The following is an 11,440-nucleotide window of genomic DNA, read 5'->3' on the forward strand; positions in this document are numbered from 1 at the left end:
CTAAGTATGCATTAACAACTTTCTTTTTTAGTTCATAACTGTATTTAGCCATAAAAATACCGACCTCCAATTGTTAGATTTTATGGTCTAACTTTTGGGGGTCGGTACATTTTGTGCATCTTTTTTATTTATAGGCGCGCCAATCTAGATAAGTAATTTTGCCGCTTTTTTCGGGTTGAATAAATTCTGGTAGACGTTTGATATTATCCAAGCCTTCAATCAGATAGCCATATTTTTGATCGTATTGATAATTAAACCAAGTCAGTGTATCAACAGTTTTTACTTTCATCTCACAGGCTAGTTGTTGATCTTGTAAGAAAAGCTGCTTACATAAATCCGACTGACGATCTTCAGCAAACATCTCAAAATCCGCTGACAATTCCTGAAAAATTTGATTAGCCAACTCAAAAGAATAGCCGTCTTCCATACACCTTTTCATTTGACATAAAAATTGACGGGCATATTTCTTTCCTTGAAGTTGTGCTGCTTTAAAATCTAAAGCTAACTGATAAGCCGCTTGGAAAGTGGTATTTTGTTGTTCAAAGTGTAAGGGTAATTGATGTATACGTAAATAATCACGAATAATCTTTAAATTAACCAATGGAACCACTTGTAAACGAGCTTTTTCCTGATAAATTTGACGAAAATAAGTAAAATAGGGCATTAATTGCGTCAAAGATGATTCCAGAGGATTAATAAAGAGATAAACCTCATTCAAAAAAATCTCCTCCAATACTACTAGCTACCTTCACTCTAACAAATATTTTCTGAAAATGAAAATAAAAGGCTTGTATGTCTTTACACAATAGCTTCAAACGCTCGGATAATTTTGTTTTTTGCTGGCTGATAACTAATTTCAAACTCAGCTAATAAATTGAGAAAATCAACCTTTCCCTTGGTTGCATCAGTGACTTCAAGTTCGAGTTCATAATCATGACACTTACCATACCAACTTTCATCCAGAGCTAATTCACCAATCGGTAAGTCGATTTGAATACGGGCAGTCTTTAAGTCGGCTAATAAGCGAACTTGGTCTGGTTGGATACCTAGTTGCACTAATTTTTGCGCCACACTGCCATGAGGTAAGATGGTTTGGGTTTGAAGTAAAGTTTGCGCTTGTTCCAAAGATAAATGGTCGGTTGTCTCAAGTAATCCTTCTTTAAGTGGCGTTTTCAATGTACATTCCGCACTATCTTCAAATATACGGATGCGTAGACCACACTGCAGTTGCTTTAAGCGAAAATCAGGGGTATCAAAATAATAATTTTCCTGCACAAAGGCATTTTTCCCAGGTGCATATTTTGCTTTAATTGCAGAAAATTGCGTATTAGTTAATAAAGTTTTATATTCAATCTCGATTTGTTCTGTCATAATTTCCACCTTTCTTCATCTGCATTATACAAAGATGGTAGTGGTTCGTCCAGTTAGAAATAACATGGAAAAATTCTCTTAATTGCGTTTTTTTACACTATGGTTGAATCTTTTTGTATGTTATAATCAGAAGAGTGGACTTTTTAAAGGTAGGTGTGCAAATGAATCGTAATTGGAATGATTTTTTAGCACCGTATGAACAAGCGGTGAGTGAATTAAAAGTAAAATTACGTGGCATTCGTAAACAATTTAGAGATCAAAAGCAACATGTACCGATAGAATTTGTGACTGGGCGAGTAAAACCAGTTGAAAGTATTTTAGCTAAGTCACAATTACGTGGTATTCCTTTAGATCGTTTAGAAGAAGAGATGTCAGATATTGCTGGACTGCGCATTATGTGTCAGTTTGTAGAAGATATCCATACTGTTGTCGAATTATTACGGGCACGCAGAGATATGAAAGTGATTATCGAGCGTGATTATATCACCAATAAAAAAGCAAGTGGTTATCGTTCCTATCATTTGGTCATAGAATATCCGCTACAAATGGTGGATGGTGAAAAAACACTCTTAGCCGAAATTCAAATTCGTACCTTAGCGATGAACTTTTGGGCGACCATTGAACATTCACTGAACTATAAATATCAAGGCGTGTTCCCTGAAGAAATCGGCCAGCGTCTACAAAGAGCAGCCGAGGCAGCCTATTTGTTGGATGAGGAAATGTCAAGTATCCGAGAAGAAATCCAAGAAGCGCAAAGACTCTTTTCTCAAGGCATGCGAGGACCAGTAGAAACAACGACCAAGCTAGACCATGCTGACTTTGGTAGTCTCGATCAAGAATTAGAGGAAGACTTTTTAACTACAGTGGAAGATTCAGCAGAAAAAGAAGAATAGGAGGGGGCTTATGCGGGTAGCGATTATTCATAATAAAGAAGCATTATCTCTAGAAGTAGCGGCAAAATTACGTGAATTATTACAAAAGGCGCATTATCAACTTGACCAAGAAGATCCTGAGTTAGTGATTACAGTAGGTGGGGATGGTACTTTATTATCTGCTTTTCACTTATATAATCATAAACTCGATCAAGTGCGCTTTTTAGGGGTGCATACCGGTCATTTGGGCTTTTATACAGATTGGCGCGATTATGAGTTAGATGAACTAGTGGATTCACTTTGTACGCAAGAAGAGAAGGCCATTAGTTATCCTTTGTTAGATGTGACGATTCATTATCGCAATGGCAAGCCGAGTCAACACTTTTTGGCCTTGAATGAATCAACTATCCGCCGTAGTACCCAAACCTTAGAGGCGGATGTCTATATTAAAGATGAATTATTTGAAAAGTTTCGTGGGGATGGCTTATCGGTCGCCACGCCAACTGGTTCAACCGCTTATAATAAAAGTATTGGTGGTGCCGTGTTACATCCGCGAATTAATGCGATGCAACTAACCGAGATTGCATCTTTGAATAATCGCGTCTTTCGTACATTAGGCTCGCCGATTGTCTTATCGCCGACTGAATGGGTGGAATTAGACTTGCCAGCAATCAATGATGAAACGCACTACACGATTACTATTGACCAGTTAGCCTTAGAGCAGACTCAAGTTAAATGCATCATTTACAAAATAGCTAAAGAACGGATTCACTTTGCATCATATCGTCATACGCATTTTTGGCGCCGAGTACGTGATTCCTTTATTGGAGAGGTATAATGCAATTTCAATATATTTATGAAAAAACAGCAGGCCAACAGCTTAAATATTTTCTCAAAGAACAAGGTATCTCCAAAGGATTATTGGCAAAAATTAAGTTTCAAGGGGGACAAATTGCGGTTAATGGCCAAATCGAAAACGTCTTATATCAGCTCAAAGCCCAGGATGTCGTGCAAATTACCATTCCTGATGAAGGCGAGCATGAAACCGTACTGTTAGATGAAACGCCGATTGATATCGTTTATGAAGATGCGCATCTTTTGGTCGTCAATAAACCAGCCAATGTCGCAAGTATTCCGGCACAGTATCATCCCAATGGTACGATGGCTAACCGCGTGAAAGCTTATTACAAGCAACAAAATTATGCTAATCAAGTCATCCATGTCGTCACGAGATTAGATCGCGATACTTCTGGTTTAATGGTCTTTGCCAAACACGGATTTGCCCATGCCAAACTTGATGTCCAGTTGCGCAATAAGCAATTTGTGAAGAGATACCAAGCTTTAGTTACCGGAAATATTGCGCAATTACAAAACCATGCATTAATTGATTTGCCGATTGCAAGAGACTATGATTCGCTTTTAAAACGGAAAATTGATGACTCGGGTAAGCAAGCCAAAACCGAATACTGGTTAGAAAAACGCAACCAAGAGCTGGCTTTGGTTGATATTCAACTTCATACCGGCCGTACCCATCAGATTCGGGTACATTTTGCAGCAATTGGTTGTCCATTACGTGGCGATGAATTATATGGTGGTCTAGTCGATGAAACGATGAACCGCCAAGCCTTACATTGTTACGAATTACAATTTACCCATCCTTTTACGCAAAAAGTTTTACACTTTACCCAAGCGCTACCCCAAGATATGGCAGATTTAGCGCAAACAATCAAATAATGCGAATTTTTCGTGAGCAGTTAAATGTTTAGCTGTCCACGAAAGATGTCGCCTATGATATAAGAAAAATGAGGTGAGAACAGTGGAAGAAACATTAGAACAAGAATTACAAAATCGTTTCGAACGTTTGAAAGAAGAATTACTTGCCAATGAGATTCAGGAATTTAGAAATGATTTTCTTGAGATGCACTACTATGAACAAGGACAATTCTATCAATCGCTGACAACCGAGGAACGCCTGATGCTGTACTCTTTACTGTCTCCTAAAGAAATGGCGGATATGTTTGACGTTTTAGAAGAAGATAATGACAATATGAGTGATTATCTTGCGGAGATGCGTCCAAGTTATGCGGCCAACATGCTATCTGAGATGTATAGCGATAATGCCGTGGATATCTTAAATACATTAGATAAAAAGCAGATGGCGATGTATTTATCATTAATGGAAAAAGAAGTGGCCAGCGAAATTCGTGAATTATTACATTATGAAGATGAAACCGCTGGATCGATTATGACGACCGAATATGTTTCGATTGTCGCAAATCAAACCGTGCGTTCAGCGATGTATGTCTTAAAATCAGAAGCCAAAGTGGCCGAAACGATTTACTACATATATGTGGTAGACGCCGAAGATCATCTAGTTGGGGTTATTTCCTTACGTGATCTGATTGTCAATGATGATGACGCGTTGATTGCAGATGTGATGAGTGAGCGGGTGCGAAGTGTGCATGTTGGTGATGACCAAGAAGATGTTGCGCAAACTTTCCGTGATTATGACTTCTTAGCTTTGCCGGTTGTTGATTATGAAGATCATTTAGTCGGAATTGTTACTGTTGACGATATCATTGATGTTATCGATGATGAAGCCACTGCTGATTATTCAGGTTTGGCGGCCGTTAACGTTGAAGAAGTGGATGAAAATCCCCTAAAAGCAGCCAGTCGCCGTTTGCCTTGGTTGATTGCTTTGTTATTCTTGGGGATGATCACTGCTACGATGATTAATCGTTATGAAGAGTTGGTTAGTGAAGCCAGTATCTTAGCGGTATTTATCTCATTGATTACCGGTACAGCCGGAAATGCAGGGACTCAAGCACTAGCCGTTGCAGTTCGCCGAATTGCGATGCCTGAAGATAAAGATCGTAGTTTTTTAATTACTGTAATTAGTGAATTAATTACTGGTTTAATTATCGGTTTGATTACTGGGATTGTGATTTTTGCCTTAGTCGCCGTTTGGAAACACAATCCAATTTTAGGTTTTGTCATTGGGATTGCGATGATGTGTGCCATTACGGTGGCTAATCTAGCTGGTACCTTTATTCCAATGTTAATGGATAAACTTGGATTCGATCCAGCTGTAGCAAGTGGTCCCTTTATTTCAACATTATCTGACTTGACCAGTGTGTTAATATATTTCAATATCGCCAGCCTTTTCATGCAATATTTTATGAAATAGCCAGATAAATCAACACCATTTACTTGATGAAAAATAAATCCTCCCTTCCTACGCTAAAATTATTTAGTATAGAAAGAGAGGATTATTTACTTATTAAATTGTTCATTTTCAGAAAGAATTTCACCGGCGAGTTGGCCTTTTCTTAATAGCTGAAATTTATTTTTCAGATTTACTACATTATTTTGATAATTTTGACTGTACATAATCGAAAATAATGTATCTAAAATATACTGGAATGCCACTTGTGAAGAAAAAGTCCCAATCTTCCAAAAGTCGTATTCTGTTTGTGTTACGACTTGTACATAATCAGCTAGTTTATTTAGCGTACCTTTGGCATTGCCGGTAATCAGGATACTTTTGATCTTGTTATCGTGAAAAAGTTGTAAAAAGCGTTCATATTGTTTAATACGTCCACTATAAGACAAAATCAATACACAATCTTCTTGCGTTACATTTGCAGCTACCCAATCCTCATCGGCATATTCTTCTCCAATAATAGGGAATTTATTAATCTTTATTAACTTATTTTGAAAGCCGCGACAACGAATCTGTGTGTCACCTTGGGCAAAAATAAATATGCGATTGGCCTTCAACATGACTTTTGCAATTTGTTCCAATTGTGGGTAGTTTAATTGCACGACTGTTCGTTGGATGGTCTCTGTATATAACGTAGCCATTTTCTTGGCGATGACCTCAGAATTATCGCCAGGATCAAAGGGAAAATTTGCATTTACATTATCGATTTTGTGCAAATTTCGATAAACAATTTCAACAATTTCTGCTTTAAGTTCCTTAAATCCATCATAATCAAGTTTTTTGGCTAGACGTACGATAGCAGAGTGAGAGGTGTAGGTTTTTTTAGCTAAGTCTTCAATGGTCATTTGTGGAATTTCATCAATATGATTCAAAATAAAGTCTGTGATACGCTGTTCATTTGTAGTTAGGTTGTTCGTTGCTTGTAATTTATCGAGCAAAAACATATAAATCTCCCTCATTCATAAATATTCTCGTCTCATTATAGCATACTTTGTGAAAAAACCAAAGCAACAACAAGTGTTATTACAATAATTTGTGAAACTTTTTAGAAAAATTGTAAAAGGTTTTACTAGTATATATAATAATATTTGTTTTATATAAATTTGGTTAGAAAGTGAAAAAATGAACAGATTAATACCTAAGAAAAATTTGAACAAAATGTTCACATATAGAGCCTATCTATACAAGTTTTTTGAAAGATATTGCCGAAACGATAATAAATAATTGTCTGTACCACTTGCTCTTCGCTATAATCATTTTCGGAATGGGAGGGTTTTTTCATGTTAACAGTAGCATATATTGGAAATGGAAAAAGTACCAATCGCTATCACTTACCTTATGCTTTTAAACAAAGCGATAAGATTCGTGTTAAAACGATTTATGCCAGACATTTATCTCAAGAATGGTCGGCTATTGATGGTGTGAAGTATACGACAGATATTGAAGACATTTATCAAGATGATGAAATTCAACTTGTCATTATTACTACACCAAATGCAACGCACTATCCATTGGCTAAAGATTGCTTGTTACATGGAAAGAACGTTTTGGTGGAAAAGCCCTTTTCCTTAAATTATGCTGAGGCGGAAGAATTATTTCGACTAGCGAATGAAAGAGGTCTTTTCATCCAGTGCTATCAAAATCGCCGTTTTGATTCTGACTTCTTAACGGTGCAAAAAGTGATTGAAAGTGGAAAAATTGGGGATTTATTGGAGTTGGAAATGCATTATGATTATTTCCGTCCAGAAGTACCACTTGCGTCAACGCAATTTTCGATAGCAGAGAGTTTTTTATATGGCCATGCTTGCCACACACTTGACCAGGTTATTTCGTATTTTGGTGAACCCGATGAAGTACATACTGAGGTCCGCCAATTACTCGGTGAAGACCGCATGAATGATTATTTTGACCTTGATTTATACTATGGTCAGCTAAAAGTGTCGGTTAAATCTAGTTATTTCCGAATCAAACCACGCCCAAGTTTCATCGTGTATGGGACGAAGGGGATGTTTGTCAAAGAAACTAAAGACCGACAAGAAGAGCACTTGAAGATGTTTTATATGCCGACTCATCCTGATTTTGGGATTGATTTACCAGAGCATTATGGCACTTTAACTTATGTAGATGACTGTGGCAACTACCATGAAGAAAAAGTCATCTCAGAAGTAGGCGATTATAGCCGTTTTTACGAAGCACTTTATGATACTATCGTTCTAGGTAAAGACAAAATCGTAAAAGATGAAGAAACGCTGTTTCAAATGAAATTATTAGAGGCTGCTATCCATCAGCTTTCGTAATTTCAGATTTAAATTATATACTACTAGCCATTGACAGAGCCTTTTATGTTTTTTCCTGACATAAAAGGCTTTGTCTATTTTTTAGGCATTTCTCAGCTTCCCAGGATTGTTTATGACTGTTGTAAAGAAACACGTCGTTCGTTATAATGGAGGAAGTTGATAATCAAAGGAAAGGAATAAATGATTTGAGAAATGAAATGATGCACCGTCCTGTGGTGATGAAAGAATTAGTCCAATACCTAAGAACGGCACAAAAACCTTTGGCCGGTGAGTTAGGCGAGGTCGAACGTGAGGCCAATGAACAAGAAGTGCCAATTATTCCGCATGAAACCGTGGTCTTTATGCAATTTTTACTGGGTCAAATCAAACCACAAAATATTTTAGAGATTGGTTGTGCGATTGGTTTCTCTTCTAGTTTAATGGCACAATTTGTTGGTGAAAATGGGCATGTGACTACCATTGATCGCTTCGATGTAATGATTGAAAAAGCTAAAAAAACTTACGAACGTCTTGGCTTAACCGATAAAGTCACACTTTTGGAAGGTCAAGCGGCGGATATTTTACCAACATTGACGGGTCCATATGATTTTATTTTTATGGATAGTGCGAAGTCAAAATACATCGAGTTCTTGCCAGAGTGTTTACGGTTATTGAAAAAAGGTGGCGTCTTGCTGGTGGATGATATCTTCCAAGGAGGCACCATTTTAGATCCTTATGAAAGCATTCCTCGTGGGAAACGTGCCATTCATCGTAAACTAAATGAATTTTTACAAGTGATTAATACCCACCCCGATTTAACGACTTCACTTGTACCTTTAGGGGATGGTATTGCTTTGATTACCAAAGAAGTGGATGAAATAGATGCCACAACATTACGGATATCGGAGGAAGGATAACATGACATTTGAAGAAGTATTGCCAGAATTAAAAAAAGGGGCGAAAATCATTCGTCAAGGCTGGAGTGGTTATGAATTATATGTCACTTTAATATCAGGACAAACCTATGATGAATCACCAGTGACACCCTATTTATTAATCAAAACCTCAGATGAAGGATTTTCAAGTTTTGCCCCAACAGTTTGTGATATTTTAGCTGACGACTGGCAAATTGTGGAATATGCCAAATGAGTGAATTTAAAGAAAAAGTCGTGCTTGTCACAGGGGTAGCATCGGGCATTGGTTTGGCGCAGGCGAAGATTTTTCTAGCTAATGGTGCCAAAGTTTTTGGGGTGGATTGTCAAGAAATGCCGAAAAATCTTGCGGATAGTCCTCGCTTTGTATATTTTCAAGGGGATGTGAGCGATAGTCAAGTCTGTAAAAAAGCCGTAGAAAAGTGCTGTCAACATTTTGGCGAAGTCGATATTTTGCTAAATACGGCAGGTGTCCTAGATAATTATGCAACCATAGCTGAGACTTCAATCGATCAGTGGCATCAAGTATTGCGGACAAATTTGGATAGTATGTTTTATTTTTGTAAGCTAGTTATTCCGCAAATGATACAAGCTGGTGGCGGCGTAATTATTAATATGGCCTCGGTTGCTAGTCTTGTCGCAGGTGGTGGCGGTGTGAGCTATACTGCTTCTAAGCATGCCATTGCCGGATTGACCAAACAACTTGCATATGATCACGGTAAAGACCATATTTCTGTGAAGGCCATTGCTCCAGGTGCGATTCAAACACCAATGAATGCAGCTGATTTTGCAGGCGATGGTGCGATGGCAAAATGGGTCGCAGAGGAAACTCCTGTGAAACGTTGGGCCCAACCTGCTGAAGTTGCCGAGCTTACTTTGTTTTTAGCCAGTGAAAAAAGTAATTATCTTCACGGTGCCATTGTTCCTTTTGATGGCGGCTGGACGATCAAATAAAATATTTTCAACCCACAAAGGTAGATTAGCTACTTTTGTGGGTTGTTTTTGTACCTTAGCTTGTAAAGTAGCATAATCTCGTGTTTGACAGTTGTAAGTTGTAAAAATCGCCGTAAGCCTTGCGCGCTAACGAATAGCTGTGTTTGATGGTCGTTCAAAAGTGTTGTATGTGAAACAAAGAAACAGAAAGTGCATGTCTAAAATATGAAAATAAATTAACACGCCTTCCAAAATTTTGGGAGGTTTTTTCGCGCTTTTGTGGAAATTTTGCGTATTTAATAAGTAGAGGCAAAACTTATGATTTATGAATGGTTTAAACTCGACGTCAGAATTTATTATCTCCAATATTATGCTAGAAGTTTTTCGAATTTTTTGAGTGCAAAACAGTATCAATTATCTTGTTTACACATTGGTATCTCCCTTGCTGGTTTGACTGTTCATGCTCCTTTTAATATTCATTGAAAAGGTTTTATAGTATAATAAATTTGTGGAGGAAGAAAGGATATTTCCATGAAAAAAGAAAATAAAAACCAGGTGTATTTTGGGCTAACCAATGATATCATCTTTGGTTGGATTATGAAAAGCGATGAGAACTGTTTAGCGATTATCCGTGCGATTTTGCCTGAACGAAACATTACTAGCATTGTTCACAAAGAGGCCCAGCACGATATTACCCCAGTAACCTCCGCTCGCGGTGTTCGATTCGATGCCGTGGTGCAAGATGATCAAAAACGTTACTATGATATTGAAATGCAGGTGGAAAATACCGGTGATTTAGGAAAACGTACTAGATATTATCAATCACAAATTGATAATGAAACCTTAACGAAAGGACAAACCTTCCATGAGTTGAAAGAAAGTTTTGTTATTTTCTTATGTGCGTTTGATCCGTTTGGCTATGGATTACGCCGCTACCAATTTCATCAATATGAAGACAGTATCCGTGATTTGCGCTTAGATACACAATCACATGTACTTTTTATCAACGCTAAAGGTACGAAAGGTGAAGTATCAAGTGATTTGGCAGGAATTATTGATGTGATGAATCAAAAACCAAATCAAACCAATTCACTAGCAAGTAAGTTAATGAAGGAAATTGATTATTATAACCAAAATCCAGAAAAGAGGCGAGAGTTAATGGACTACGAAACAAGACTTAAAGATGAACGCTTAATTGGAATTAAAGAAGGAAGAATAGAAGAAAGACAAGAAGGAGTACGAAATATAATTATTGAATTCAAAGCGAAGAAAGCTGAGCCTAGTTTTATTTTTCAATTTGTCAAAAATGTGTATAAAGGCAAACTTACCGATGAAGAAATCCAGCAAATGATTGATGACGTAGAAGAAAACGAGTAAGCAATATCGTCTATATTAAATAATGGATTGCGATAACCAAGATTCAGAAAAGAGGCGAGAACTGATGGACTACGCAACAAGACTTCTAGACGAACGTAGACTAGGATTCAAAGAAGGATATGGAGAAGCAAGACGTGAAGTTAGTAAGGAAATGGCTCAAAATTTAACGTAATTCAGGCAGAAGTCGCCCATCCTCTATAGGGGGGTGATGAATGCCATTCGGTATGAGGGTTACTGTTGGTAACTCGAAGACCGACAATACATTATATTGTTTTTTTTATTTCGTTCTATTTTATAATCAGTCTATATTAGAAATGAGTGATATAAAATGGAATTAGATACAAATTGTACCGACCCCCAAAAGTTAGACCATAAAATCTAACAATTGGAGGTCGGTATTTTTATGTCCAAATATTCTTTTGAGTTTAAAAAGCAAGTTGTAAATGCTTATCTTAA

At 37.3% G+C, this 11,440-nt stretch carries 12 protein-coding genes; 9 read left to right on the plus strand and 3 right to left on the minus strand.

The features are described 5' to 3' along the window. Positions 1-124 precede the first annotated feature (124 nt). Together ACTQZM_RS10770 and ACTQZM_RS10775 are read right to left on the minus strand one after the other, a co-directional pair. Positions 125-718 (minus strand): DsbA family protein, encoded by a 594-nt coding sequence (locus ACTQZM_RS10770; RefSeq protein ID WP_441653766.1) that lies wholly within the window; start codon positions 716-718, stop codon positions 125-127. Between the two features lie 80 nt (positions 719-798). Beyond that, positions 799-1,371, minus strand: coding sequence for a CYTH domain-containing protein (locus ACTQZM_RS10775; protein ID WP_441653767.1), 573 nt, complete (start codon positions 1,369-1,371; stop codon positions 799-801). A 161-nt stretch (positions 1,372-1,532) separates the two neighbouring features. On the opposite strand from ACTQZM_RS10775, the gene ACTQZM_RS10780 reads away from it, so the two are divergent. The 4 genes from ACTQZM_RS10780 to mgtE all read left to right on the plus strand — a co-directional run bounded on the left by ACTQZM_RS10780 (position 1,533) and on the right by mgtE (position 5,430). Continuing rightward, positions 1,533-2,264 carry a GTP pyrophosphokinase gene (locus ACTQZM_RS10780; protein ID WP_287853437.1) on the plus strand — a complete coding sequence of 244 codons (732 nt, stop codon included), beginning with the start codon at positions 1,533-1,535 and terminating at the stop codon, positions 2,262-2,264. A gap of 10 nt (positions 2,265-2,274) precedes the next feature. Next, positions 2,275-3,081 carry an NAD kinase gene (locus ACTQZM_RS10785; protein ID WP_248624408.1) on the plus strand — a complete coding sequence of 269 codons (807 nt, stop codon included), beginning with the start codon at positions 2,275-2,277 and terminating at the stop codon, positions 3,079-3,081. Continuing rightward, the gene (locus ACTQZM_RS10790) at positions 3,081-3,977 is read left to right on the plus strand and encodes an RluA family pseudouridine synthase (protein ID WP_441653768.1); all 897 of its coding nucleotides are present in this window, start codon (positions 3,081-3,083) and stop codon (positions 3,975-3,977) included. The genes ACTQZM_RS10785 and ACTQZM_RS10790 overlap by 1 nt, the downstream gene beginning before the upstream one ends. Positions 3,978-4,059: 82 nt before the next feature. Next, on the plus strand, positions 4,060-5,430 hold the full coding sequence (mgtE, locus tag ACTQZM_RS10795) for a magnesium transporter (protein ID WP_248624406.1): 1,371 nt from the start codon (positions 4,060-4,062) through the stop codon (positions 5,428-5,430). A gap of 86 nt (positions 5,431-5,516) precedes the next feature. Here the strand turns inward: mgtE and ACTQZM_RS10800 are convergent, their stop codons facing one another. After that, positions 5,517-6,410, minus strand: a complete 894-nt coding sequence (locus ACTQZM_RS10800; protein ID WP_441653769.1) for a MurR/RpiR family transcriptional regulator — start codon at positions 6,408-6,410, stop codon at positions 5,517-5,519. 336 nt (positions 6,411-6,746) lie between these two features. On the opposite strand from ACTQZM_RS10800, the gene ACTQZM_RS10805 reads away from it, so the two are divergent. The 5 genes from ACTQZM_RS10805 to ACTQZM_RS10825 all read left to right on the plus strand — a co-directional run bounded on the left by ACTQZM_RS10805 (position 6,747) and on the right by ACTQZM_RS10825 (position 10,984). After that, positions 6,747-7,763, plus strand: a complete 1,017-nt coding sequence (locus ACTQZM_RS10805; RefSeq protein ID WP_441653770.1) for a Gfo/Idh/MocA family oxidoreductase — start codon at positions 6,747-6,749, stop codon at positions 7,761-7,763. Between the two features lie 185 nt (positions 7,764-7,948). Continuing rightward, entirely contained in the window at positions 7,949-8,659 is a 711-nt protein-coding gene (locus ACTQZM_RS10810) for an O-methyltransferase (protein WP_441653771.1), read from the plus strand. A gap of 1 nt (position 8,660) precedes the next feature. Further along, positions 8,661-8,891: a DUF2829 domain-containing protein gene (locus tag ACTQZM_RS10815; RefSeq protein WP_441653772.1), complete on the plus strand. Its 231-nt coding sequence runs from the start codon at positions 8,661-8,663 to the stop codon at positions 8,889-8,891. Then, positions 8,888-9,628 carry a 3-oxoacyl-ACP reductase gene (locus ACTQZM_RS10820; protein WP_441653773.1) on the plus strand — a complete coding sequence of 247 codons (741 nt, stop codon included), beginning with the start codon at positions 8,888-8,890 and terminating at the stop codon, positions 9,626-9,628. The genes ACTQZM_RS10815 and ACTQZM_RS10820 overlap by 4 nt, the downstream gene beginning before the upstream one ends. 510 nt (positions 9,629-10,138) lie before the next feature. Continuing rightward, positions 10,139-10,984, plus strand: a complete 846-nt coding sequence (locus tag ACTQZM_RS10825; RefSeq protein ID WP_441653774.1) for an Rpn family recombination-promoting nuclease/putative transposase — start codon at positions 10,139-10,141, stop codon at positions 10,982-10,984. Positions 10,985-11,440: the final 456 nt, after the last annotated feature.

The sequence above is a fragment of the Enterococcus cecorum genome, assembly GCF_052119425.1.
Classification (GTDB): Bacteria; Bacillota; Bacilli; order Lactobacillales; family Enterococcaceae; genus Enterococcus_E; species Enterococcus_E cecorum_C.